Below are 25,217 nucleotides of genomic sequence, written 5' to 3'. Positions count from 1 at the left end.
GTCGGACTGTCGACCCGCTGCCAGTACGCGATTGTAGGCGGCGCCAATACGCCTTTTGTCGGGTGGCTTCAATGCTCAAGCACAATTGGCGGTGGGGATTGCGGGATTTCGCCAGTTACTGCGCGTTTCTCGCTGACTTTGCCGCAGAACTTGTCACGCTGTCACCGATTTCTGAGCTAGACGGGCCGGCAGGGGCCGTCTATCCACCCTCAGAACAGCTAATCCCCTTTGGCGGCAGGAGAGCAAGATATGGCACGACGACTTTGTTTGGTAACTGGTGCTTCGGCGGGGATAGGTCAGGCGATTGCCCGCATTTTTGCTGAGCGCGGCTATGATCTTGCTCTCACCGCCCGCCGAGCAGACCGGTTGGAGAGTTTCGCGGCAGAGTTGAAGCAGACATGGGGTGCTGAAAGTATCACAATCGCCGCAGACTTGGCCGACCGTGCGGCACCCGAGCAGATTGTTTCGGCTTTGGAGGCCGCTGGTCGGCCGGTGGACGCCTTGGTGAATAATGCGGGCTATGGCTTGCAGGGCAATTACTTGGCCTCAAGCTGGGAAGATCATGCGGCCTTCATGCAAGTTTTGGTAGAAGCCCCTCTCGAGCTCGCTTACCGAGTGCTGCCGGGCATGCAAGAGCGACGCTTTGGTCGGATCATGAATGTCGCCTCTTTGGCTGGTCATTTGCCTGCGGCAGCAGGGGCCACCCTTTATGGGGCCTCGAAGGCCTTCCTAATCAAATTCAGCCAAGCCCTCAATCTGGAGAATACCGACAATGGCGTGCATATCAGCGCGCTCTGCCCCGGATTTACCTATTCAGAGTTTCACGACGTCAATGGCATGCGCGATCAAGTCTCCACCATGCCTAAATGGCTGTGGCAGGATGCGAAGACTGTCGCCCAGATCGGTTATGACGCCTTAGAGGCCAATCAGCCTGTGGTGGTGACAGGCACCACCAACAAAACGATTGCCGCGATTGGCAAGCTCTTGCCCGACGGTCTCGCGTTACGACTGATGAAGTCACAAGTGCAGAAGTTCCGCCGCGCCGACTAATTGGGCTGCCTTAATGGCAACCGCAAGGCTTGTGCGGTGGGGTGCGGGGCTTGCGTGGTGGTGGATCCATATGGACCCGGTCGCGCACACCTGAAAAGCGTGTGCCGCCGCCAACAAAGGCATAACCGCCGCCGCCATAGCTATAGGAGGTTTCCGTTGGGAAGCCGACGCCATAGCTCATGCCGCCCATAAAGAAACTTGCCGGAATCAGGGTCACTTCTTGCTGTTGGCAACAAGGCACCGGTGGCATCATGGTCTGGGTCACAAAGGTTTGGGTCACAGGAGGCGGCAACATGGGCGGTGGCAGCATGATGGGAGATTGTGCCGTCGGTGGCTGCAGAATTACGACTTGTGGGGGCTGCGGCTGAAACTGCGGCTGAACCATCATGGGTGGCTGAGGGGCTTGGGCTGCCTGTCCTTGAGGGGCAGGGACCCAATAGCCGCGACAGGCTACATTGGCACCTGCTTGCGGGGCAATGCAGTTCATGGAAATGATTTGATTTGCAGGCTTTGCGCTTGAGGACATCATGCCCTGATCGCTCGAAGAAGCTTGGGATGCGCTACTGTTATAGGTGGAAGTCACGGTCACTGTTTGCTGGCTTGGCGCACTGGGGGCAGCGAGTGCGTGGATATGGGCCGGCTGTGCCTCTGGTGCGCGGGTTGCTTGATAACCACGGTTCGGATCAAACAGGACCGTAGGGCCTGAGCTCTTGGAGGCAGAATAGGTGCTGGATTGGCTCTGCACCGTCATTCCCGGCGCGACCCGGATCATTCCCCCGCAAGCCGCTTGGTCGGCGGCGCTTCCAAGGAGGCAGGGGTCAACCGAACCTGCTGGTTGTGCACCAGAAGCAGCCATGCCATTTGCGGAGGCTTGGCCAGCAACGGCAAGCGCCATCATAGAGACGATGAAAGCAGTTTTGGTCATTCTGACCCCCTTTAGTGGCAAACCACATCCTGTGGTCCGGCTCAAATTTACGTCGAGAGCGACTAAAAGGCTGATAAAGTCAAAAAGTTCAAGGCTGTGCCCGTGTGCGGGGAATTTGCAGGGCTACGGCCTCTTCGCAAAACCCTATGAGGCGACTTCATGTCTTGATCTGACACACCAACCGGCGCTCAAAAATCGTAAGCAATGCCTTTGCGTTCCCAATCGCCGAAGCGGGTTGGTTCAGCCCCTTTGGGACCATTGATTTCACTCGCTAAGGCCATTTCTGCTTCTGCTTGCGCGCGCCGGGCAGCCGCTTCTGCCAAAGCTCGGCCTGATGGCGTGCTCAGGTCGAATGACTCGCCTTCACGCACTGGTGAAGGCAATGAGACGGGCGGGGCGCTTTTTTCAATCATCACAGCCCCTACATATAGGCCCAGCCCAATCGGAGTCGAGCTTTCTATGAACACCACCAAGACTTTCATGCTTCTAGCCGCCATGACCGCTATCTTTATGGGCGTTGGCTATTTGATCGGTGGCGCAGGTGGCATGGCCATCGCCTTTGTGTTGGCTTCGGGCATGAATGTGTTCTCTTACTGGAACTCTGACAAAATGGTCTTGAGCGCCTATCGGGCAATTGAGGTTGGGCCGGATCACCGCGACCCCTTGATCGCGACTTATGCGCAGGATGTTCTGACCATGGCGCAAAAGGCCAATATGCCAAAACCGCGCATTTATGTGATTGAGAACCCACAGCCCAACGCTTTTGCGACTGGCCGCAATCCAGAGAACGCGGCCGTTGCGGCCACGACTGGGCTTTTGTCTATGCTTAACCGACAAGAGATTGCCGGTGTCATGGCCCATGAGCTCGCGCACGTGAAAAGCCATGACACCTTGACCATGACAATTGCTGCGACGTTGGCGGGCGCGATTGGCATGCTGGCAAACTTTGCCATGTTCTTTGGTGGCGACCGGGAACGGCCGAATCCGATTGCGATGATCGCAATGATGATTTTCGCTCCTATGGCTGCCGCAGTGGTGCAAATGGCCATCAGTCGTTCGCGCGAGTATGAAGCTGACCGGCTGGGTGCCGAGATTGCGGGCGATCCGCAATGGTTGGCCTCTGCCCTCCAGAAAATTCAGCACGGCGCGCGCCAAGTCCATAATGAAGATGCTGAACGTCATCCCGCGACGGCCCATATGTTTATTATCAATCCGCTAGCAGGTGGCTTGCGCGACAATTTGTTTTCCACGCACCCAGCTACTGAGAACCGCGTGGCACAGCTGCAAGCTCTGAAAGGCAATGACTTGCCCGGCAATAATCTGGGATTGGATGAAGGTTCTAAGCAAACATCTGGGCCTTGGGGGCGTAAGAAAGGCCCATGGGGATGATTGGGACGTGCGCCTCTGTCTGTCTTGGCACTTGACCCAGGGCAGTTGGACGCGCAGGAGCCTGCCCCATGCCGTCTGATCCATCCCATCCTGAACGTCCGCGTTCCCGTAAGCCGCATTCTGGTTCTCCTCGTCGGGACTCCGGCCCAAATGGGGCAGGCGACCGCCGCGCGCCGCGCGCCCTCGTTAATCCAGACCCTGCGCGTTTTGCCGCTGTTTGCCTCGTCTCCCATGTTGTCGATCAGCGTTGGACCTTAGAAGAAGCGATGCGGAAGGAGCAGGCGTTTGTTCGCCTCGATGGGCGTGACCGTGGCTTTGCTGCCCATTTGACTTTGGCAACTTTGCGCGCGCTTGGCCTCGTCGACGCGGTGCTGGCAACTAAACTGGCTAAACCACTGCCGGACAGCGCGCATTTTGCAAAGGCGCTGTTGCGCGTTGGTGCCGCTCAATTGATCGAAGGTTTGGCTCCACCCCACGCGGCGGTCGGTCGGTCTGTCGATCTAGCAAAGTTTGAGGCAACCGGACGCGGGTTCGCCGGTCTTATAAATGCGGTTCTGCGCCGGATCGCGACAGAGCCCTTGGTGCGACCCCATGACCGTGAGCGCGTGCCCGCCTTGTGGTGGAACCGTTGGCGCACTGCCTATGGAGCCGAGGCGGCAGACGCGATTGCTGAAAGCCTCGCTCGCCAGCCCGCTCTTGATCTGACCACGAAGGGTGATGCTGCAACCATTGCCGAAGCAGTTGACGGCATTGTCCTGCCGACGGGCAGCGTCCGTCTGAAGGAAACACCCAGCGATGTAACCACTCTGCCGCTCTGGGGCGAGGGCAATTATTGGGTTCAAGACGCCGCAGCGGCTCTGCCAGCGCGGCTATTGGCAACCAAAGTCGGCGAGAAAGTCTTGGACATGTGTGCCGCGCCTGGCGGCAAGACGATGCAATTGGCTGCGACAGGGGCCGACGTTACGGCCCTAGACCTCGATGCCGCGCGGATTAATCGCGTGGCTGAAAACCTTGCCCGCACCAGTTTGACTGCCCGCCTTCAAGTCGCCGACGCACGAACGGTTTCTGAGGAACCTTTTTTTGACGCTATTCTTCTGGATGCACCGTGCAGTGCGACAGGGACACTACGCCGCAATCCAGAAGCGCTCTGGATCAAGACACCGAGTGATGTAGCGCGTTTTGCCGCTGTGCAGATTGAGCTTGTTAAGGCCGCTGCGGCAGCTCTTAAGCCTGGCGGCCGGCTTGTTTACGCAGTGTGTTCGCTAGAGCCAGAAGAGGCCGATCCTGCTGTGTCTGCTGCGATTGAAGCCGGGCTGAAATTGTCCCCGATCGCACCGGATGAGGTTCCTGACTTGGGCCAAGCGGTGACTGAGCAAGGCTGTCTGCGCATTCTTCCTTACTATTGGGGCGATCGTGGCGGCATGGACGGGTTTTTCATCGCGCGCTTTGTGAAGCCTGAATAGGCTCACGGCTCGAGGGCCGAATTGCTATCTTGCAGTGACCTCCCGAAACAGAGCATGATCAAACCATGTCAAAGCTTCTCATCAGCCCATCCATTCTGTCTGCGGATTTTGCTAAACTTGGCGACGAAGTTGCGGCAATTACAGCAGCGGGAGCCGATCTCATTCACATCGATGTGATGGACGGCCACTTTGTGCCTAACATCACAATTGGTCCGCAAGTTGTGAAGGCCTTGCGGCCGCACTCAGACAAGCCGTTTGACGTGCATTTGATGATCGCGCCAGCCGATCCTTATCTGCAGGCCTTTGCCGAAGCCGGAGCGGACATCATCTCGATCCATCCAGAAGCTGGACCTCATTTACATCGCAGCCTGCAGACAATCCGAAGCTTGGGTAAGAAGGCAGGTGTCGTTTTGAACCCATCCACCCATGAATCCGTCTTGGCTCATGTCATGGATATGGTCGACCTTGTTTTGGTGATGAGCATTAATCCAGGTTTTGGCGGCCAGACCTTCTTGCCTAGTCAATTAGGTAAGATTGAAGCCTTGCGTAAAATGATTGACCAAACGGGGCGGGAAATCCTGCTGGAAGTTGATGGTGGGGTTAATCCGCAAACAGCGCGCGACTGTTTCAATGCCGGAGCCGACACTTTGGTCGCTGGGACAGCAGTCTTTAAAGGTGGACCACTCAGTTATCAGGCCAATATCGCCGCACTCAAAGCGGCAGCGGGCTAGGGGCCTCAGATGCCAATCCAAACCAAGAATCAGTCAGGGGCGGGCAGTCAAGCGCGCTTCGGGCATGAGTTGCGCGGTTTGTTTGAGGTCGGTGTATTTGCGGACGACGGTGCCTTAGTGCCGCGGCAATGGCATCCATTGCCGGATTTTCGTCCTTCGGTGCCGGAAGAGGGGCTAGACCTTTTGCAGGGGCGAACTCCGGCTCGCACGGAACTTGGCGGATTCGATCCCTTTCTCGGACCGTTCTCGCTGCCTGCCACGATGAACCATAGTTGGACTGCATCTTTTGAATTCTTGCGCGATTTGTCGCCTTCCTATGGTGATCTAGTCCCGATATTGGAACTTTGGCTCGATCAATGGTTTGTGCGCCAAGCGCAGGAACCTCAATCTGGATTGGCTAAATGGAGGGCTGCGACGAGCGGACCTAGTCGCAGTGAAATCATGGTCTGGCGTGGTCGTAGAGTGATCAATTGGCTGGCCCACCTACTTCCGATGGCGCAAGGCTTTTCAGCCAATTTGCAGGCCAGAATCTGGCATGCCCTTTTGGCAGACATTGGACGCTTGGTAGAGCCAGATCGCGGATTATTGGCCAGTCTCACCCAAGGCTGGGAGCCTTTGAATCGCCGTGCTGTTTGGACACGGGCCTCGGCACTAGTGAGTGTTACAGGCAGCGCGCCAGGCTTGTTACGCCAAGCTACTTTTGATGAAGCTTTGGAACGTTTAGAGGAACTTATCGCCGCAGATGGCATGTTTGCCGACGGTTCGCCCCTGGGTACGTTATCGGCCGCTGCAGATTTGGCGATGATGACTCGGGTTATTGAGGTTGAGCCGATCAATGAACGCGTGCGAACCGCGCTCGCGACTTTGCAGCGCTCTGACGGATCGCTCGTCACTTTCAATAAGCAACGTGGTTATGGCGGTCTTGTTGAATCGGTTTTGGGACCTGGACGTTGGCGACGCGCCTCAATTCTTAAAACCGGGCATATTGGCTTTGTGGAAGCTGGTTCCACGCGACTTTGGATACGCACACCAATGGGGCAATCGCAAGCGGGGCCAATTTGCGAAGTGGAAGCAGGAGGTGTTGAGCTTATTTCCTGTAGCTCCCTTGGCGTCTCAGCATTGGAGTTCACCCGACAAGTGGAGATGCTCGACCCGCAAATGCGCCGTCGCGATGACGATGGCCATGCGCTGTTGGAAGGCAAATCCAGCTTTGAGGTAGAAGGCCATCGCCACACTTGCGTCCGTACCGTGAAGGTCCGACAGGACGGCAGGCACATTCACGGTGAAGATGCCTTGTTTTCAGGCGTGAATGGGTCCCGCGTGCAAGTGCGCGGCTTAATCTTCGATTTGGGAGAAGGCTGCGATCCTGTTCTCAGCCGCGACGGCGAGAGCGTAATGATCCGTACACCAGCGCGACAGGCTTGGCGGTTCCGTTGCCTTGGTTTTGATACTCAGATAAATCAGTCGAATATGCATTTTTCTACCAGTTTGTCACAAAATCGCCGCCATCAATTGCTTGTTACCCCCAAAGCGACCGACACCGGCAAAGACTTGATCATTCGTTGGGACCTTCAGTTTGAGGATTTGATTTGACCCGTCATAAGCTAAAAATCTTTTCCACAGGCTATTTGATCGATATCGCCCTAGCTGTATTCAGCTTCTGGCTGGCGCTTTATTTGGCTTACGGCATCGGGCTGGCACCCGCCTCGATTGAAGGCACAATCATTGCGCTTGTTTGTTATGGGATGGCGATAGCCGCAGCTTTGGTCGCTTTTCGTCTCAATCAATTGGTCTGGCGTTGGACCTCAGCGGATGACTTGGTTCGGTTGTCACAAGCAATCGCAGCTGCTGGCATTGGAACGGTCGCGGTTTTGTTTTTCGTCGACCCCTCTGTGACCGTACCGCGCATATCACCCGCTTTGGCAGCCTTAGTTTCGCTCGTTCTGATGGCTGCTGCCCGTGGTTTTGCTCGGGTGCTATCCGGTGGTGGCATACGTGCGTTGTTCCGTACGATCGCCCCGAACGCGCCGGCGACTATTTTGGTTGGCCCCACGGATGCAATTACCCAAGCCATTCACGCAGCGCGTCTAACGGGGCCATTGCCCATTCGGCCGATCGCCATTGTTTCAACCATGGGTACACAAGTCGGAAAGATTTTTGCGGGAGCACGGGTGTTTGGTGGCCTCGAGACACTCGAAGCCCTTGTTACCGACGCGCTCTCCCGTAACTCCGAAGTGCGGATTGCTTTGATTGGCCGTGATCCTGCCCGGCGCGCTGCGCAAGTGGCGCTACAGGTAGCGGCGCGTAAAGGGGTCGCCTTGATGCGCATTCCTGAAGGTGCCGGGGCTACCTTGGGGGCGGTGCACCCCGCCGATGTGCTTGGTCGCACGCGCCGAGAGCTCGATCTACGCGGACCTCGCGGTCTTGTGCGGTTTAAACAGATTTTGGTGACCGGTGCGGGCGGGACTATTGGCAGCGAAATCGTCAAGCAAATCGCTGAGCTCTCCCCCAGTCGGATCGTTTTAGTTGACTCGTCTGAGAATAATCTTTTCCAGATTTCGTCGGAGATCCGGGCAACCCATCCAAATGTCGATATTGTGGCACGCTTGTGTGACATTCGCGACGCCCAGCGCATCAATGCGATTTTTGACAAGTATCGGCCCCATGTCGTCGTTCACGCGGCCGCAAACAAACATGTGCCCATGATGGAGGGCCATTTCTGCGAGGCCCTTGAAGTCAATTTAGGCGGCACTTGCGTGGTAGCCGATGCGGCTATGGCCGTGGACGTGGAATCCTTTGTTTTCATTTCGACAGATAAGGCGGTGAATCCCGTCAATGTGATGGGGGCCGCGAAGCGCGTCGCGGAATTGTATGTGCGCGACTGTTCGCGCCGCGCGAAAGGGGCATTCCACTCCGTCCGCTTCGGCAATGTCTTGGGGTCGAGCGGGTCGGTTATGCCCGTGTTTGAGCGCCAAATTGCCCGAGGTGGCCCTGTTACGATCACCCATTCGGAGATGACGCGGTGGTTCATGACGGTTGAGGAAGCCAGTTCGCTGGTGCTGCAAGCCGCTGCCATTGGTGCAGAGAAGGGTGGCACTATTTCCGGCGGCCAATTCGTCCTGGATATGGGCGAACCCGTGCGGATTATGGAACTGGCTGAAGCCATGATTCGAATGAAGGGCAAGGAACCTTGGCGCGATATTGCGATTGTTGAAACCGGCCTTCGCCCCGGCGAGCGCTTGCACGAGGAATTGTTCCATACGTTTGAGCGCGTTGAGAACACGCCTGTTGAAGGTGTCCTTGTAGCCAGCGATCCCATGGAGCCGCCCGAAAACCTGCGAACCCTTATCGATCATGTGCTCGATGCAGCCCGAAAAGACAAGGAAACCGCCGCTTTGATGTGGTTGCAACGTATCTTGCCGGGCTTCAGACGTGGTGAGGCGCAGCAGTCTTCAATGGCAAACATTGATCTGGCTGGTCGTTAGGTACGGCGATAGAGCTGGTGCGACTCTTTGAATGCCGCCAACTTTTTCCGTACTTGCGGCCACAGGAGGATAGAACTCTCCCAAGACTTTGCCATGGGCTCGCGGCGATTAGGAATGATCCAAAAGTTCCGATTTAACCTTGCGCTCTTCAAAAATCACTTACGATTTCTGAATTTAGCGACTATTTCCGGCCGATACTCACATACGTAAAGCCATCTTGGCGCAAATCATCTGGATTATAGATATTGCGTAAGTCCACCATGACTGGCTTTCTCATTTGCGTGGCAATGCGCTCAAAATCGAGCGCGCGGAACTGATCCCATTCAGTCAGGATGACAATTGCATCAGCATTATCTGCGACTTCATACGGCCCACCAACCATTTCAATGCCAGACAGCTCTTTCTTGGCCTCTTCCATACCTTCTGGATCATAGGCTCGGATTTTGGCACCCGCTGCTAGCAAGGCTGGAACAATGTCCAAACTAGGGGAATCGCGCATGTCATCGGTGTTTGGCTTGAACGTCAGGCCCAAAATACCAACAGTCTTGCCAGCAACATCCCCGCCGCAAGCTTCAATAATTTTGCCAGCCATACGCTTCTTCCGGTTTGTGTTCGAGGCAACAGTAGCCTCGACAATGGTCACGGGTGCGTGGGACTCTTGTGCAGTTCGCATCAAGGCGAGCGTGTCCTTCGGGAAGCAGGATCCACCATAACCTGGCCCTGCATTCAGAAACTTTTTGCCGATCCGATTATCCAAGCCAATGCCGCGCGCTACTTCTTGCACATTGGCGCCTACTTGCTCGCAAAGGTCTGCCATTTCGTTGATATAGGCGATCTTGACTGCCAAGAATGCGTTGGCAGCATATTTGATCAACTCGCTTGTCCGACGGTCCGTAAACAGGATCGGCGTCTCGTTCAGAAATAACGGCCGATAGAGCTCGCGCATCACTTGCCGAGCGCGTTCATCCTCGGTGCCTACAACAACTCGGTCTGGTCGTTTAAAGTCGCCAATCGCTGCCCCCTCGCGCAGGAACTCGGGATTTGAAACGACAGAGAAGTCGCCTTTAGGGTTCACTTCCGACATGATCCCCTGCACCAAATCACCGGTTCCGACAGGCACGGTGGATTTATTGACCACCACAGTATAGCCCTTCATGTGCTCCGCAATTTCGCGTGCTGCTTGCTCAACATAGGACAGATCGGCATGTCCATCACCGCGGCGTGAGGGCGTTCCCACGGCGATGAAAACCGTATCTGCATCTTTTACCGCATCGCTCAAGTCTGTGGTAAATGACAAGCGGCCTGCGTTAACATTCGAGGCAACCAGATCTTCAAGCCCCGGTTCAAAGATCGGCATGATCCCTTGATGTAGGCGTTCAATCTTCCCAACATCCTTATCGACGCAGGTCACTTGATGGCCGAAATCTGCAAAGCATGCACCTGAAACCAACCCAACGTATCCTGTGCCGACCATTGTAACGCGCATTTTAAAAACCCTTGTCTAATGAGGATGTTTTGTGAAGCCGAGCCAATTGGTGCGGCTCGTATGCTTCAAACCTCTGCCTGTCTCTTTAAGCGATGGGTTTGAAGAAAATAAGTCTAATTCCGCAACAGCGCAGCACGCAACGCGGAATTCTCTATTGTTTAGTCTCGGGCGAGAAGTTTTTCGATCATCGCGCGCACATCTGCCCCAAGCTCTGGGTCCTTCAAAGCGTAGCCGACAAAGGCTTCTGCATAGCCAATGCGTGAGCCACAATCAAAGTCGCGTCCCGCAAACTCTACCGCATGAAAGGCTTGAACTTCCATGAGACGCAACATGGCGTCGGTTAGTTGAATCTCGCCGCCTGCCCCCCGTTCCTGAGTTTCAAGATAGTGGAAAATTTCAGGTTGGAGAATATAGCGCCCTGTTATGCGCAGATTTGAAGGTGCGACTTCTTTGGCTGGCTTTTCGACCATGCCCGTAACCGGCATGGATTTGCCAACTTTTGGGCCGTGCGCGATGACGCCATAGCTCGAAACCTGATCGATTGGCACAGGATCAACGGCAATGACATTGCCACCAACTTCCTCATAGCCAGCAATCATTTGTGCCAAGCAGGAAGGGCTGGCTTGGACCAATACATCTGGCAGCAAAACGGCAAAAGGCTCATTCCCAATGATATCTCGGGCGCACCAAACTGCGTGACCAAGGCCCAGTGGCGATTGCTGGCGCACAAAGCTTTTGGAGCCTGCCTCCGGCAACATATCTTCCAGCATTTTCAACTGGACGGTCTTGCCCGCCCGACGCAGCGAATCTTCAAGCTCATAGGCCCGATCAAAATAGTCTTCGATGGCATTCTTGTTTCGGCCGGTCACAAATACAAAGTGTTCAATGCCGGCTTCTAGTGCCTCCTCAACAACCCAATGGACAGCAGGCCGATCAAATACTGGCAACATTTCTTTGGGCAATGACTTGGTGGCTGGCAGAACGCGCGTTCCAAACCCTGCCACTGGCAAAACGGCCTTACGAATTTTTTGCATAACTATTCTCCACGAGCCGGCGCAAATATCAGCGCTCTATAGTCCGTCCGCTTTGCAGTGCCCACCCGCTGTTGCAGAAGACAAAAACCGTCGCGAATGTATTGTGTCGAGAAAGAGCAGAAATCATGCCACAGGCGGCCGCAGGGCGGTGTTTTTTGCAGCGATGGAACTAACATGGCGAGGACATACTGGACGCTGGCCTTGAGGGTACGTCCTCGGTGCTTTATGCGGGCATCTTGAGCACGCGCCCGTCGCAACAAAGGACTGGAACCATTATGAAGATTTTCATTGATACCGCCGAAGTCGCAGATTTAAAGGCTCTGGCCGCCACGGGGCTTGTCGACGGCGTGACCACTAATCCATCCCTTATCGCTAAATCCGGGCGCAAAATTGCTGAGGCCATTGAAGAGATTTGCGCCTTGATTCCGGGGCCGATTAGTGCAGAAGCTGTGGCTAGTGACTACGACACTTTGCTGGCAGAAGGTCGGTATTTGGCGAAGATTGCGCCGAATGTGGTTGTGAAATTACCATTGACGCCTGTCGGGCTTCGAGTCTGCAAGACCTTGAGCGACGAAGGGACACCTGTAAATGTCACATTGTGTTTTTCGGCCGTCCAAGCTCTTTTGGCCGCTAAGGCTGGAGCCAGTTATATCTCACCCTTCATCGGTCGCCTCGACGACAATGGCCAAGACGGTATGGAACTGATCCGCGATATTCGAGTTATTTATGACAACTATGGCTTTGAGACCCAAATTTTGGCTGCGTCCGCCCGCACTGCAATGCACGTTCGCGATGCGGCCCTTGCTGGCGCGGATTGCTCGACCCTACCACCCGCGGTTTTCCACGCGCTTTATAAGCACGTTTTAACCGATCTCGGGCTAGAAGCGTTCATGAAAGATTGGGCAAAGACCGGTCAGTCGATCCTTTAGATCGGCGGGGGGGATCGAGCCAGAATGGGACACCCATCATCCGATGGGAAAACCCCAGCGCATAAGGGCAAGCTTTTGGCGACACACATGCTATCCCCAGTAATTACACCTGTTATCTTGTCGGGTGGCGCGGGTTCGCGTCTCTGGCCCTTGTCGACTCAGTCCAAGCCGAAGCAATTCCATGCCTTGGTTGGTACTGTAACAATGTTTGGGCAAACATTACGGCGTGTGGCGGTTGATCAAGCCGCACAATTCGGTGCGCCGCTTGTCATCTGTGGCCTTAGTCATCTCGTGCAAGTCACAGAAGAGCTCGCACGCGAGGAAATAGCCGACGCGACGATCGTTCTCGAACCTAAGCCGCGAAATACGGCACCGGCACTCGCGGTTGCCGCTCTGATTCAAGCCGAACGTGATCCAGAAGCGCTGATGCTGGTTTTGCCGGCAGACCACGTCATTGCCCGCCCGGAAAACCTGCATAAAGCCTGCCTGGATGCCTGTGCCGCCGCAATTGACGGTCGAATCGTAACCTTTGCCGTAACCCCCACTGGGCCCGAAACGGGCTATGGATACATCAAGAGCGGCCATTCTTTGGGGCCGGGAGTTTTTGCGGTTGAGGCATTCCGAGAAAAGCCTGATTTAGCAACCGCAGCGACCTATTTGGCTGATGGTCACTACGCATGGAATGCCGGCATATTCTTCTTCAAGGCCAGCACTTTTTTGGCGGAACTTAAGGCGCATGCACCAGAAGTGTTGATCGCAGCGCGCGAGGCCTTGGTCCACAGCCGCCGCGAGGAAGGCCGCATTTTTCTTGAGGAAACCGCCTTCATCCAAGCCCCTTCTATCTCGGTTGACTATGCCGTGATGGAGCCAACAGACTGCGCGGCCGTTGTCCCAGTGGATATGGGTTGGAACGATGTTGGTTCGTTCCTGACGCTCTGGGATCTGGCCGAAAAGGACGCTGATGACAATGTCTCTCAAGGGCCAATAGCGATGTTTGATGCGCAAGGTTGCCTCGCACGTTCAGAAGATGTCCCCGTCGCCTTGATCGGGGTGAAGGATCTGGTTGTGATTGCCACGGCTCAGGGCATTTTAGTTATGCACAAGGATCGCGCGCAAGATGTTCGTCTTGCAGCGGATGCCTTCCGAACGAAGATTTAGAATGCCGCGAGATTTCAACTACATTCTGACTGTCAGATGCCCAGACCAAACAGGGATTGTTGCTGCGGTCTCACGCTTTCTTGCAGACCGCGGCCTGACCATCGAAGAAGCGGACCATTTCCACGATCAGCTTGAAGGCCATTTCTTTATGCGGACGGCCTTTAAATCAAGTTCGGAGGCTGCACCTTTGCCTTTGATCGAGTTGGAGGCTGGCTTTGCGCCTATTGCACAACGCTACAGCATGGACTGGGCTTTCCATCCTACCGGAGAAAAGCCGCGCATTGTTCTGGCAGTTTCGAAGTCTGGCCACTGCCTAAATGATCTTTTGCATCGCTGGCGGTCTGGTTGGTTGCGGGCAGATATTGTTGGCGTTGTCTCAAATCACGAGGACTTGCGGGAAGAGGTTCAATGGCATGGATTGCCGTATCTCTATCGTCCAATAAAGGCCGAAACAAAGGTAAATGCGGAAGCTGACTTCTTGGCCTTTATGCACGAGCATCAGGCACATCTTCTGGTGCTTGCGCGATATATGCAGGTCTTGACGCCAGAGACTGTCGCGGCCCTGCACGGCCGTTGCATAAACATTCACCACTCGTTTTTGCCGGGCTTCAAAGGGGCTAAGCCCTATCACCAAGCCCATGCCCGTGGTGTGAAGATGATTGGGGCTAGTGCTCATTATGTGACCGCGGATTTGGATGAGGGCCCGATCATCGAACAAGGGGTGGAACGCGTCACCCACTCTGATACGCCAGATGATTTGATCGAAATTGGCCGCGATTTAGAATGCACCGTGCTGGCTCGTGCTGTCAGATGGCATTGCGAACACCGTATTCTGCTGGCCGGTCATCGGACAGTTGTCTTTCGATAAACAAACATGGGTAGGCACAATGGCGCAGCCTTTAAACGCATTCTCTTTATTCTAAACCCAATCCGCGCTAGTGCACTGCCACTTCAATTGGAGCTTACAAAATGACGCATACCACCATGCCAAAGCCACGAACTGACTTGGCCACCAATACTTTGGATTTCGAAATGAATCCTTTGGTGAAGGCCACCGGTTTCCGTGAGTACGATGCCCGCTGGTGGTTCGGCATTCAAGGCAACGCTAAAGCGCCAGAGCTGAACTTCCTCGGGGTGCAGGCACTAGGCCTTGGACTTGGTACATTGTTACACGAATATGGCGCGAGCCGTGTCGTCGTTGGTCACGATTTCCGCTTCTATTCCCTGTCAATCAAGCAGGCTCTGACGATCGGCTTGATGCAGGCCGGCTGCGAAGTCCTAGATATTGGCTTGGCTTTGTCTCCAGTTGCCTATTACGCCCAGTTCGCTTTGGACGCGCCGGCAGTTGCCATGGTGACCGCGAGCCACAACGAAAACGGTTGGACTGGGGTGAAAATGGGTGCCCAAAAGCCGTTGACTTTTGGGCCGGATGAAATGGGCAAGCTACGCGACATCGTCCTGTCTGGCTCTTTTGTTGAGCGGCCGGGCGGCAGCCTTACTCGAATTGAGGGTATGCGAGAGCGCTACATTGCTGATGCGGTCGGCGACTTTAAGCTGAGCCGTCAGATAAAAGTTGTTGTCGCGTGCGGTAATGGCGCAGCTGGTGCCTATGCGCCGGACGCGTTGCGCCGCATGGGCGCGGATGTGGTTGAGATGGACTGCGACCTCGACTGGACCTTCCCAAAATACAACCCCAATCCGGAAGACGAAGAAATGCTGCACGCTATGGCTGAAACCGTGCGTGCGACTGGAGCAGAACTCGCCCTAGGCTTTGATGGGGATGGCGACCGTTGCGGCGTGGTGGATGATTCCGGGGAAGAGATTTTTGCCGACAAGATCGGCCTGCTCCTTGCCCGCGACATGAGCGCCCTGCATCCAAATGCGACCTTTGTTGTCGATGTGAAGTCCACCGGAGCTTATGAGATCGATCCGGTCTTGAAAGCGAATGGCGCAAAGGTTGACTACTGGAAGACTGGCCACTCTTATATCAAGCGCCGTACCAATGAGCTAAACGCTCTGGCGGGCTTTGAGAAGTCCGGGCATTTTTTCCTACGCGCGCCCTACGGGCGGGGCTATGACGACGCTCTGGTTGCCGCCCGCGTGATCCTAGCGATGTTGGATCGTGCTGGCGGGGCCAAGTTGTCAGAAATGAAGCAAAAGCTGCCGTTGACGTGGACTTCACTCACCATGTCCGCCCATTGCGGGGATGAAGTCAAATATGGCGTGATTGATCGCGTCGTGGCGGACTATGTCGCCTTGGCTGCATCTGGCGGAAAAATCCTTGGTCGCTCGATCCGCGATGTGAATACGGTTAATGGCGCGCGTGTCACGCTGGAAGACGGCTCATTTGTGCTCGTCCGCGCCTCCTCCAACAAGCCGGAACTGGTGGTCGTCGTTGAAAGCACCGTATCTGATGCAGACATGCGTGCCTTATTCCATGAAGAAGCCAAGCCTCGCCTGTCAGCATTCTCTGAAGTCGGACATTACAATCAAACCGTTTAAGCCTTAGAAGGGCACTAATTTATGGACATAGAGATCAAGCGCCTTCGCACTTGGATGTTTGATCATGCATTGCCCCTCTGGGCGGAGCGCGGCTGGGACCATGTTAACGGTGGCCCGGTTGAAGAGTTGGCTCTCGACGGCGGACTGTCCGACCCCGGCTTTAAGCGGGTTCGGGTATTCTGCCGTCAGGTCTATGTCTTCTCGCATGCTTATCTTCTCGGCTGGCAGCCAGGCATTACCCATGCCAAAAAAATGTGTGAGGCCATGGTGGCTCATTGTTGGCAGGGGCCAGATTTAGGCTGGGCCAAGCTGGTCACATCAGACAATCAGGTCGTTGATCCGACGACGGACCTTTATGACAATGCCTTTGCCTTATTCTCTTTAGGTTGGTTCTACCGCGTTTGCCCGACTCCTGACGTTTTGGATATGATGCAGCAGACGGTGACTTTGATCGATACCAAGATGCGCCACCCCAAGCTTGGGTTCTGGCACCAAGTTCCAGTAAAAGGGCCGCGACTGCAAAACCCGCATATGCATTCGCTTGAAGCCTGCCTCGCCTGCTTTGAAAGCACGCAAGACCCGATCTTTGCCAGATTGGCGCGCGAGATTATCGGCTTGTTTCAGTCTCACTTCTATGACCCCTCACGTCGGACCTTGTGCGAGTATTTCGACGACAATCTCGATCGCCTGACCGAGGAAAAGGGTCATTGGGTAGAACCCGGCCATCAATTTGAATGGGCTTGGATTTTGGCCTCCGCCCATAAATTATTGGGTGTCGAGGTAACAGATCTAGTCAAAGGGCTGATTGCCTTTGGCGAAGAAAAGGGCGTCGATCACACGAGTGCAGCCACATATAATGTTATTCTGGACGATGGCAGGTTTATCGATGCTGGTTCCCGCACTTGGCCGAATACCGAACGCCTCAAGGCGGCTGTTGCGCTCTATGAACTGACAGGTGCTGATCCGTTGCCCGTTTTAAAGCCTACATTGGAGCTTTTGCTCAATCGATATCTTGCGGTTGAGCCCTTGGGGGGGTGGCTCGATGCGTTTGATCAGGCTGGACAACCCACCGCCAAAGCTATGCCAACATCGACCTTTTACCATTTGTTTTTGGCTTTCGCCGAAGTGTTGCGGGTTGCAGACCGCCTAAAAGCACAGTAGCGAAGCGCGGAAGTCCAGCACAGGAACGGCTGCGCGTCGGACCCATAAGAAGGCTCACCACGTGTCAGACGTTTTAGAAAAGCAGGTCCGGATTGGTGTCGCAGGGGCCGGCGTGTTTGGCCGCAATCATGCCAACAAGATTAAGGCCAATCCGCGTGCCACTTTGGTCGGAATTTTTGACTTGAATGCAGACCGAGCAGAAGCTTTGGCCACCGAAATGGGCACTAAAGGCTTTTCTGACTTGTCGATAATTCTGTCGGATGTCGATGCGCTTGTCGTTGCCACCCCAGCAATCGCGCACGGGGGCGTTGCCCGCGCGGCGATTGACGCAGGTAAGCACTGCTTGGTTGAAAAGCCCCTGGCCGCAACAGCGGCAGACGCCGACATCCTGTGCCAGCACGCGGCTGAACGCGGCGTGGTGCTGCAGGCCGGTCATCAAGAGCGCTACATCTTCCAGGCAATGGGTTTGTTAGAGGTGGAAGAACAACCTTTGTTGTTAGAGGCCACGCGGGTCGGTTTGCCCAGCATTCGGGGTGCTGATGTGTCAGTTACCTTGGACCTGATGGTCCATGATATTGATCTAGCGCGACTCCTTTTCCGCTCAGAGCCTGTCGCTATTAAGGCCAAGCGCTTAGCAGGCAAACCAGAAAACCCTGATGCAGTCGAAGCGGTATTGACGTTTGAAGGTGGTGGTGAGGCCCGCTTTTTTGCTAGTCGCGCCGCTGAAGAGCGTGAGCGCCGGATGACCATTGGCTATACTGGTGGAGAAGTAGCGATCGATTTCATTGCGAAGAGCTTCAGCGATGGGCCAGACTTCGGCCTGCACCCTGATTTTGCAACCCGCATTCCCGATCCTATGGGTGCGGCTACTGCTGACTTTATCGCCGCCATTCTATGCGAGCGCGCCGTGGTGATTTCAGCTGCTGATGGTGCTGCGGCTGTAAGGATTGCAGAGGCGATTGATACGGCAACCCGCGCCTAATTAAAACTTTAAGTTGTAAATGTGATTATGCCCACAGATTCTTACGCGCCATTTACCTATACTCATACCTCACTACTGATTGGGATATTCCGCCGTTGCGAGCTTTCGTAAATACGCTCCATAATCGCTGTTGCCAAGTTCAAAGCCGCGATGTTCTAGTGCTTCTAGGCTCAGCCAACCGTTTCTATAGCTAATCTCTTCAATACACCCGATCTTTAATCCTTGCCGCTTTTCAATCGTTCGTACAAAGTCGGCTGCTTCCATGAGGCTGTCTGTAGTCCCCATATCGAGCCAAGCCGCGCCACGGCCCAAGCGCTTAACTTCGAGCAAGCCAAGGTTGAGATAAGCGATGTTAATGTCCGTTATTTCTAACTCTCCCCGGGCGGACGGTTTGATCGTTTTTGCGATGTCGACGACATTATTGTCATAGAAATAAAGCCCTGTAACCGCCCAATTGGATTTTGGCGACATTGGCTTTTCTTCTAAGGCGATTGGGCGTTCTTGATCGTTGAAGTTGACTACCCCGTATTGCGATGGGTTGTTAACTCGATAAGCAAAAACAGTTGCGCCGCTTTCCCTGGAACACGCCTCTTGCAAAAGCATTCTTAGTCCACCGCCATAAATGATATTGTCACCTAGAACCATGGCGCAGGGTTGGCCATCAAGGAAGGTTTCCCCGATCAGAAAAGCCTCGGCTAGCCCACGCGGCGCGTCTTGGGTTGCATAGCTCAGAGAAATGCCGAATTGTTCACCATCTCCGAGTAAGGCCTCAAAAGCTGGTCGATCACGCGGTGTCGTGATGATTAGAATGTCGCGAATGCCCGCTAACATGAGCACGGAGATAGGATGATAGATCATCGGCTTGTCGTAGACAGGTAAGAGTTGTTTAGAGACCGCGAGTGTCAACGGAAAAAGCCTTGAACCCGTACCTCCAGCTAGAACGATGCCTTTTCTTGCTATTTTCGCCATCCTAATCAGTCCTAGATTTCATTGATTGTTGAATCGAGTTCTGCCCAATCAGACTTGGCAAGCAGGCATCCAAGCCTCTTGGCAGCGTACCATATGCCTTTAGAAAAGCTGTGCAATCCAAGCGGGAGTCTATTGGGCGACGCGCGGGGGCACCATAAGCTGCCTGTGTCGTGGCTTCAACTTGGGCAGTCTTTAGGCCTAGTTCCGCTCTGACCTTCATAATCGCGCGCGCGAAATCTAGGCGTGACACGCCTTGTGACCCAGCCACATGAAAAGTTCCGAAGGTTGCAGTGCCTGCGATGATGTGCTCGCATACCCTAACCAAGCAGTCAGCTAGGTCATTCGCGAGCGTTGGACAAGAGGCTTCGTCTTCTACAATTGTGACTTTGTCCTTCCCTCCTGCCAATCGCATAATTGTCGCAAAGAAGTTACCGGCGTCTGGACCATAAATCCAAGATGTACGAATAATTAGGTGCTCGCTTGTCGCGTTTTTGATGGCTCGCTCGCCATCGGCCTTTGATCTGCCGTAGACATTTAAGGGTGCGACAATGGCGGATTCCCGAATTGGCGCACTGGCCTCATCACCAAAAACATAATCCGTAGATAAATGAATGAGCGTTGATCCCAATTCACTACAGACATTGGCCAGATTTTCTACCGCTGTTGCGTTGGTTGCAAACGCCCGCACAGGGTCAATCTCGCAAACATCTACGGCAGTAAATGCAGCAGTATTGAGAACGATATCGGGCTTAATCTCCTTGAGCTTTGAAGCCACCAGCGCATGATCACAAATGTCGAGCTCGCGGCCCAAAGCCACTACGTCAATCGCATCTGGCTCGCGGGTTAGGGCCCTCATAGATGCGCGCCCCATCTGCCCGTTGGAGCCCAAGATCAATATCTTACTGGTCATCTGTGGGCAACTAGTCCAAGCCGCTCCCCACGATAGGTTCCAGCTCTAATGGACTGCCACCACGCATTATTAGCGTGATACCATTCAATGGTTTCTCTTAATCCATCATTGAAGTGGTATTGCGGACTCCAACCGAGCTCACGGTGAATTTTCGACGCATCAATGGCATAGCGTCGGTCATGACCGGGGCGATCTTTTACATAACTGATTAGGTCTCTCCTAGGAGCTTTTGATGGGCCGTCTAGGGCGTCCAAGTATTCGCAAATTCGCAAAACAACATCCAGATTTGAGCATTCCTCTCCACCACCAACGCAATAGGTCTGTCCAATCTGTCCTTTCTCGGAAATTGCAAGCAGCGCTTCCGCATGATCGTCTACATGAAGCCAATCACGCCGATTCTGACCATCTCCATAGACAGGCAACTTTTCCCTCGCCATTGCGTTGAGGATAATAAGGGGGATGAGCTTTTCGGGAAACTGCCTAGGACCGTAGTTATTCGAGCAATTGGAGATCATTGCAGGGAAGCTATGCGTGCGGATAGCTGCGCGGACTAGATGATCTGAGGCTGCCTTAGACGCCGCATAAGGTGAACTCGGCCGATAAGGCGATGTTTCGCTGAATGGTGCCTCATCTGGTGCCAAGTCGCCAAAGACCTCGTCTGTCGAAATATGGATGAAGCGCACGTCGTTCTGCCCTGCCCATGCGAATCGAGCCGCATCTAACATAATTTGCGTGCCTGCAACGTTTGTGCTTACAAAGCTGGCTGCGGCATCAATGGAACGGTCGACGTGACTTTCCGCTGCCAAATGAAAAACGCGATTTGGATTGTGATTGGCAAAGGCATCTGCAACCGCTTTGGCATCGCAAATATCTGCGTGGATGAAGGTAAATCGCGGATTTCCGACGTGGGCCGCTAAACTAGCAGCATTACCCGCGTAGGTCAGTGCATCATAGACAATAAGCTTCCAGTTTGTCTCTGTCATAAGCTTTTCTACGAGAGCTGACCCGATAAAGCCCGCGCCACCTGTGACTAAGGCTGTGTGCCCTGACAAAATCAAAACATATCCTCACCTGCTAGATCCGCCCAAGCTGGCGCGTCGCTATCTTTTTGTGAAACGATGGCCTCAGATGCATTTATGGGCCACGAGATTTGCAGATCAGGGCAGGCCCAATTTAGCGATCTCTCACTGGCCGGATTATAGTTAGCACTGGTTTTGTATATGACGATTGTATCGTTCTCCAAAGTACAGAATCCATGCGCGAAACCCACCGGCACCAGAAGCGCTTGGTTGGCATTGCCCAACAACTCGACCCCAATTGCCTTCCCAAATGTCGTCGACCCGCGACGAATATCCACAACTACATCCAAAATTCGACCGTTCACTACACGGACGAGTTTGGCTTGTGCAAAGGGCTGGATTTGCCAGTGCATCCCCCTAATCGTGCCTTTTTGCCGCGAAATCGAAAGATTATCTTGGTGCCATTTCATAGTAACGCCAGCGTCAGAAAATCTATCTTCCCGCCATGTTTCCATAAACATGCCGCGCGAATCTTCAAAAGCCGGGATTTCTATCAGCACAATGCCTTCAAGTGCCAAAGGTGTGATTTTCATGCAGTTCTGTAACTCGCCAAATCTTTCCGGGCCAATCTCGACGTAACAACATTCTCCAAGGTAGCTTCTGCTGACTGCTTTCGCGACATTGAATAAAGGTCAGGTAGCGGCGCAAAGCGAAGAATGTCAAGCGCTTGGTGGCTTCAGCGGAACGAATACAAAGAATTTGAGGATTGTTTAGTTCAAGTTGTTAATCTCGCAAGTCTCTTGTTTGCCGTGCAACTACATCAAGAGTCGCCAGAGAAAATTCTGCTCGCTATGGCGAAAGCTGGTACTCCGGCAATACCATCTACAGGCGCTTCCTCTCGAACAGGCTTAATCCGCACTTCCAATTTAAGCATCAAAAAAATTGACTAAAATAATTTCTTTGTTTGAGCCTGTTACGGTGATTCCATTCTGCCTCATTCGGTAAGGCGCAACCCAAATGTTGTTTGGTTTGCAAACACTGGTTGGGTGTTATATTCGACAATTCAAAGAATATGAACTCGCCAAGATTGAGGTTATCAGAGAAATGAACCGGATTAAAACCGTTGTAATCGGCCTAGGGAACATGGGCAGAAATCACGCGCGAGTGCTTCAACTTATGCCAAGCATTGAGCTTGTTGGGTTGGTAGACGGCGATGCTGCAACATTAGGCAAAGCAAGTGAGGCCTTCGGTTGCAAAGGATATGGTTCGATTGACGAACTTCCTGATACTCCAATTGACTATGCTGTTGTGGCTGTTCCAAATTCCGCGCATAAACAAGCAACTCTCGACATGTTTGATCGAAATTGCCATGTTTTGGTTGAAAAACCCATCGCGCCAACGATTGAAGATGCGTTGTCGATGATTGACAAGGCGAAGGCTGTTAACAGATTGCTAATGGTCGGCCATGTCGAGAGGTTCAATCCTGCTGTGATAGCAGCAAAACAAGCTCTTGGTGAAAGCGCGCCGATTAGTATTAATATCACTCGTGTTGGGCCGTTTCCGCCGAGAATGTCTGATGTGGGTGTCGTGATTGATTTGGCCGTGCACGATATCGATATCATTCGCACGATCGCACAATCTGAACTTGCGTCCATATCAGCAGCTCTCGCAAGCGTGAAGGCAGCACGCGAAGATACCGCACTTTTGCAATTCAAGACAGAAAACGGCGTTCTGGCAAGTATAAACACCAATTGGATAACACCATTCAAGCTAAGGCAGCTTCAGATCGCTACGTCGTCCAAATTTATCGTAGCTGATTTGATAACTAGGCAGGTTAGTGAGTACTCTGAATATAAATCAGATGGGTCATACACGATGAAGCAGTTGGCCGTCGTTTCTAAAGAGCCACTCTTGGCACAGCATGAAGCATCAGTTACTTCAATTCTGTCAAACGGCACAGGCCATGTTTCAGGTAATGATGGCCTTAGAAACCTGCAGGCCGCACTGGACTGTTTGAGAAATGGTGGTTATTAGACGCCCAACCGCAATTGTTGGTCTGGGGCCTGTTTGTCAGGCCTATGGCTTCAATTAGACTAAGATTGGGGTCTTTGTCATCACAATAGGAACACATAGCGAGGCTAAGTCGCAGGTTTAGATGTGAGTGCGGCTTACACCCCTATGCGAGTGAACGACAATTGCCATAATCGGCTATGTTTCGCCCAGTCTTTTATCCCAATACGGAAACAGTATGACTAAACAGGCATTAGAACATCGTGACCGCGAAGACCGCCTTTATGTAGAGCGGGTCCAATCAGGGAAAGGGCAACGGGTTGCCGAAGCCTTGGCGGACATCAAGTGGACAATTCGTCATATTCCCCAGGCCATTGAGATTGCAGGGCAGGAGTTAGCGTCGCGATATGCGCGGTCTATTTTGGGGCCCTTATGGCTTGTCATAGGAACGATTACGTTTATCGGTGCTTTTTCGTTCTTGGGCACTTTCCTGTTTAAAATGCCTTGGACCACTTATCTCAATTATCTATGCGCAGGCATCGTGTACTGGCAGTTCATTCAGACCTGGCTGATCGAATCGGCCAGCATGTACCCATCCTCACAGGTAGCTTTGCATTCAACTCGTACCCCAACTTCCTATATACCCGTTACCCTATTGCTTCGAAACCTCTTGGTACTTGCGCACGGCTTACCAATTGTCGCAGTCGTGGCCGCATTGACGGCGACACAGCCAGTGCTTTGGTACATGATACCTTTCAGTTTGCTGATGGGTCTATTGCTGCTGTTTCCAATCGGTGCGTTACTTGGTTTTCTCGGGACACGTTACCGTGATACCGTGCCCGCTCTTTCGACTATCTTGGGCTTTGTTGTTTATGTGTCGCCAGTTTGGTGGGATGATTCTCAGGTTAAGGGGTTAGGGCGCCTTATTGTGGACCTTAATCCTGTGTATTATTTGTTGCGGGTGTTGCGCGATCCTTTCTTGGGTGTGATGACTCCTCTACCAATTTGGCTTGGCGCAATCTTTACCGCGGCTGTTTTGTGGGGCCTGTTGGCAGTGGTGTTTGTGCGTTTCCGTCGCATGATAGCAATTTGGGTATAAGCAATGTCAGAGATCGACTCCCTTCAGGCTAGTGCCGAGGCTGCCCCGTCCGCGCCGAATGTAGAGGGCTCCGAAAGCGGACAGCCGAGACGCGCGCTATTGCGAAACATCGGATCGCCGGAGATTGATGAAGCTCACGTGTGGATGAGTAAAGTTGGGCTTACATTTCCAACCCATCTAGATGATACCCATTCCATAAAAGTTGCAATGCTGCGCGCCGCTGGCCTGACGTCCAAGCACAGAAACAAGCGCCCGAAGGTAGTTTTGCGTGGAATCAATTTTCACGCCCGCCCCGGTGACCGTATTGGTATTCTTGGCCGCAACGGTGCCGGTAAAACTACTCTTTTGCGTATGATAGCGGGCATTTATGAACCCGAAGTTGGGCGATTCCAGCGCAACGGGTCCATTGTCCCTTTGCTCAACATTATGTTGGGCATGGACGGCTTTTTGTCCGGCCTTGAGAACATTTATGCGCGCGGCCGCTATATAGGTCTGAGCAAAGTTGACATGGAATCAAGGGTTAACGACATTGTCGAGTTCTGTGAACTTGGCGATGATATCCTGCGCCCAGTTAGGACTTATTCAAGTGGCATGGTTGCACGTTTGGCCTTTGCAATCGCAACAAGCGTGCGCGCTGATATCTATGTGATGGACGAGTGGATTGGCGCTGGTGATGCGCGCTTTTTCGATCGCGCCGCAAAACGCGTGGAAAACTGGATCCATGACGATACAATCGTGTTTTTAGGAACGCATAGTGACGGATTGGTTCGAGAGTGGTGCAATAGTGTATTGGTGCTTGAACGTGGCGGCCAAGTTGCATGGTGCGATGTTGAAGAAGGTATCGCGCTTAAAAACAAGATATTGCTTGAACCATGAGTTCATACAGGTTGTAGGTCGCCACCTAGTCGCTTAGGA

Annotated in this window: 23 protein-coding genes; 15 read left to right on the top strand and 8 right to left on the bottom strand. The window is 53.6% G+C overall.

Translation table 11 applies throughout. The annotated features are described in order from the left end of the window. The first annotated feature begins 249 nt into the window (after nt 1-249). Nucleotides 250-1,050, top strand: a complete 801-nt coding sequence (locus ACOVRA_RS09540) for an SDR family NAD(P)-dependent oxidoreductase (RefSeq protein WP_421720090.1) — start codon at nt 250-252, stop codon at nt 1,048-1,050. A gap of 10 nt (nt 1,051-1,060) precedes the next feature. Here ACOVRA_RS09540 and ACOVRA_RS09535 read toward each other — a convergent pair whose 3' ends face one another. Then, a complete protein-coding gene (locus ACOVRA_RS09535; protein WP_421720089.1) occupies nt 1,061-1,975 on the bottom strand; it encodes a hypothetical protein in 915 nt (304 codons plus the stop codon). A gap of 188 nt (nt 1,976-2,163) precedes the next feature. Continuing rightward, on the bottom strand, nt 2,164-2,388 hold the full coding sequence (locus tag ACOVRA_RS09530; protein WP_421720088.1) for a DUF1674 domain-containing protein: 225 nt from the start codon (nt 2,386-2,388) through the stop codon (nt 2,164-2,166). A gap of 46 nt (nt 2,389-2,434) precedes the next feature. Here ACOVRA_RS09530 and htpX point away from each other — a divergent pair, with 46 nt between their 5' ends. From htpX to ACOVRA_RS09505, 5 genes are all read left to right on the top strand, one after another. Continuing rightward, nucleotides 2,435-3,364, top strand: coding sequence for a zinc metalloprotease HtpX (gene htpX / locus ACOVRA_RS09525; protein WP_421720087.1), 930 nt, complete (start codon nt 2,435-2,437; stop codon nt 3,362-3,364). 68 nt (nt 3,365-3,432) lie between these two features. Continuing rightward, nucleotides 3,433-4,827, top strand: coding sequence for an RsmB/NOP family class I SAM-dependent RNA methyltransferase (locus ACOVRA_RS09520; RefSeq protein ID WP_421720086.1), 1,395 nt, complete (start codon nt 3,433-3,435; stop codon nt 4,825-4,827). A gap of 65 nt (nt 4,828-4,892) precedes the next feature. Then, nucleotides 4,893-5,558, top strand: a complete 666-nt coding sequence (gene rpe, locus ACOVRA_RS09515; protein WP_421720085.1) for a ribulose-phosphate 3-epimerase — start codon at nt 4,893-4,895, stop codon at nt 5,556-5,558. 9 nt (nt 5,559-5,567) lie between these two features. Beyond that, entirely contained in the window at nt 5,568-7,151 is a 1,584-nt protein-coding gene (locus ACOVRA_RS09510; protein WP_421720084.1) for a heparinase II/III domain-containing protein, read from the top strand. After that, nucleotides 7,148-9,043, top strand: a complete 1,896-nt coding sequence (locus tag ACOVRA_RS09505; protein ID WP_421720083.1) for an SDR family NAD(P)-dependent oxidoreductase — start codon at nt 7,148-7,150, stop codon at nt 9,041-9,043. Before ACOVRA_RS09510 ends, ACOVRA_RS09505 begins: the two co-directional genes overlap by 4 nt. A 181-nt stretch (nt 9,044-9,224) precedes the next feature. On the opposite strand, the gene ACOVRA_RS09500 is transcribed toward ACOVRA_RS09505, so the two are convergent. Together ACOVRA_RS09500 and galU are read right to left on the bottom strand one after the other, a co-directional pair. Continuing rightward, a complete protein-coding gene (locus tag ACOVRA_RS09500) occupies nt 9,225-10,529 on the bottom strand; it encodes a UDP-glucose dehydrogenase family protein (RefSeq protein ID WP_421720082.1) in 1,305 nt (434 codons plus the stop codon). Between the two features lie 158 nt (nt 10,530-10,687). After that, on the bottom strand, nt 10,688-11,563 hold the full coding sequence (gene galU / locus ACOVRA_RS09495) for a UTP--glucose-1-phosphate uridylyltransferase GalU (RefSeq protein ID WP_421720081.1): 876 nt from the start codon (nt 11,561-11,563) through the stop codon (nt 10,688-10,690). 275 nt (nt 11,564-11,838) lie between these two features. On the opposite strand from galU, the gene fsa reads away from it, so the two are divergent. The 6 genes from fsa (at nt 11,839) to ACOVRA_RS09465 (ending at nt 18,295) form a co-directional block, all read left to right on the top strand. After that, nucleotides 11,839-12,492: a fructose-6-phosphate aldolase gene (gene fsa / locus ACOVRA_RS09490; RefSeq protein WP_421720080.1), complete on the top strand. Its 654-nt coding sequence runs from the start codon at nt 11,839-11,841 to the stop codon at nt 12,490-12,492. A gap of 87 nt (nt 12,493-12,579) precedes the next feature. Continuing rightward, the gene (locus ACOVRA_RS09485; protein WP_421720079.1) at nt 12,580-13,650 is read left to right on the top strand and encodes a mannose-1-phosphate guanylyltransferase/mannose-6-phosphate isomerase; all 1,071 of its coding nucleotides are present in this window, start codon (nt 12,580-12,582) and stop codon (nt 13,648-13,650) included. 1 nt (nt 13,651) lies between these two features. Then, nucleotides 13,652-14,518, top strand: coding sequence for a formyltetrahydrofolate deformylase (purU, locus tag ACOVRA_RS09480; protein ID WP_421720078.1), 867 nt, complete (start codon nt 13,652-13,654; stop codon nt 14,516-14,518). A 116-nt stretch (nt 14,519-14,634) separates the two neighbouring features. Then, complete coding sequence (locus tag ACOVRA_RS09475; protein WP_421720130.1) at nt 14,635-16,152, top strand: phosphomannomutase/phosphoglucomutase; 1,518 nt, start codon at nt 14,635-14,637, stop codon at nt 16,150-16,152. Between the two features lie 21 nt (nt 16,153-16,173). Further along, nucleotides 16,174-17,313, top strand: a complete 1,140-nt coding sequence (locus ACOVRA_RS09470) for an AGE family epimerase/isomerase (RefSeq protein ID WP_421720077.1) — start codon at nt 16,174-16,176, stop codon at nt 17,311-17,313. A 61-nt stretch (nt 17,314-17,374) separates the two neighbouring features. Beyond that, nucleotides 17,375-18,295: a Gfo/Idh/MocA family protein gene (locus ACOVRA_RS09465; protein WP_421720076.1), complete on the top strand. Its 921-nt coding sequence runs from the start codon at nt 17,375-17,377 to the stop codon at nt 18,293-18,295. Between the two features lie 72 nt (nt 18,296-18,367). Here the strand turns inward: ACOVRA_RS09465 and rfbA are convergent, their stop codons facing one another. Genes rfbA through rfbC form a run of 4 tightly spaced genes read right to left on the bottom strand, consistent with a single transcriptional unit; the run spans nt 18,368 to nt 21,786 of the window. Next, nucleotides 18,368-19,264, bottom strand: a complete 897-nt coding sequence (gene rfbA / locus ACOVRA_RS09460) for a glucose-1-phosphate thymidylyltransferase RfbA (RefSeq protein ID WP_421720075.1) — start codon at nt 19,262-19,264, stop codon at nt 18,368-18,370. A gap of 1 nt (nt 19,265) precedes the next feature. Further along, nucleotides 19,266-20,174: a dTDP-4-dehydrorhamnose reductase gene (rfbD, locus tag ACOVRA_RS09455; protein WP_421720074.1), complete on the bottom strand. Its 909-nt coding sequence runs from the start codon at nt 20,172-20,174 to the stop codon at nt 19,266-19,268. Next, nucleotides 20,171-21,226: a dTDP-glucose 4,6-dehydratase gene (gene rfbB, locus ACOVRA_RS09450; protein WP_421720129.1), complete on the bottom strand. Its 1,056-nt coding sequence runs from the start codon at nt 21,224-21,226 to the stop codon at nt 20,171-20,173. The genes rfbD and rfbB overlap by 4 nt, the downstream gene beginning before the upstream one ends. Nucleotides 21,227-21,228: 2 nt before the next feature. After that, on the bottom strand, nt 21,229-21,786 hold the full coding sequence (gene rfbC, locus ACOVRA_RS09445) for a dTDP-4-dehydrorhamnose 3,5-epimerase (RefSeq protein ID WP_421720073.1): 558 nt from the start codon (nt 21,784-21,786) through the stop codon (nt 21,229-21,231). Nucleotides 21,787-22,210: 424 nt separating this feature from the next. Here rfbC and ACOVRA_RS09440 point away from each other — a divergent pair, with 424 nt between their 5' ends. From ACOVRA_RS09440 to ACOVRA_RS09430, 3 genes are all read left to right on the top strand, one after another. Further along, entirely contained in the window at nt 22,211-23,227 is a 1,017-nt protein-coding gene (locus ACOVRA_RS09440) for a Gfo/Idh/MocA family oxidoreductase (protein ID WP_421720072.1), read from the top strand. Nucleotides 23,228-23,441: 214 nt separating this feature from the next. Further along, nucleotides 23,442-24,302 (top strand): ABC transporter permease, encoded by an 861-nt coding sequence (locus ACOVRA_RS09435; protein ID WP_421720071.1) that lies wholly within the window; start codon nt 23,442-23,444, stop codon nt 24,300-24,302. A 3-nt stretch (nt 24,303-24,305) separates the two neighbouring features. Next, entirely contained in the window at nt 24,306-25,178 is an 873-nt protein-coding gene (locus ACOVRA_RS09430) for an ABC transporter ATP-binding protein (RefSeq protein WP_421720070.1), read from the top strand. Nucleotides 25,179-25,217: the final 39 nt, after the last annotated feature.

This window comes from Aquidulcibacter sp., assembly GCF_049239865.1.
GTDB lineage: Bacteria > Pseudomonadota > Alphaproteobacteria > Caulobacterales > Aquidulcibacteraceae > Aquidulcibacter.
The sequence above is the reverse complement of the archived record's forward strand: the minus strand, read 5'-3'. Positions and strand labels throughout refer to the sequence as shown.